Annotated in this window: 1 rRNA gene; it reads left to right on the plus strand. The window is 65.9% G+C overall.

The window, feature by feature from the left end:
- Window positions 1–340 (plus strand): 23S ribosomal RNA (locus AOBCEHNH_RS07015); the annotation flags it as partial.

The following is a 340-nucleotide window of genomic DNA, read 5'->3' on the forward strand; positions in this document are numbered from 1 at the left end:
GTCGTGAAGATGCGACTTACCCGCGGAAGGACGGAAAGACCCCGTGAACCTTCACTGCAGCTTGGCATTGGCCGCTGGCCCGTCGCGTAGAGGATAGGCGGGAGGCTTCGAAGCCCGGGCGCCAGCCCGGGTGGAGCCGACCTTGGAATACCGCCCTCGGCGCGCCGGCGTCCTAACCCCATGCCGTCATCCGGATGGGGGACCGTGCCAGGTGGGTAGTTTGACTGGGGCGGTCGCCTCCTAAAGGGTAACGGAGGCGCGCGAAGGTCCGCTCGGGACGGTCGGCAACCGTCCTCTTGAGTGCAAGAGCATAAGCGGGCTTGACTGCGAGGCCTACAAG

The sequence above is a fragment of the Collinsella intestinalis genome (assembly GCF_902501455.1).
Lineage (GTDB): Bacteria > Actinomycetota > Coriobacteriia > Coriobacteriales > Coriobacteriaceae > Collinsella > Collinsella intestinalis.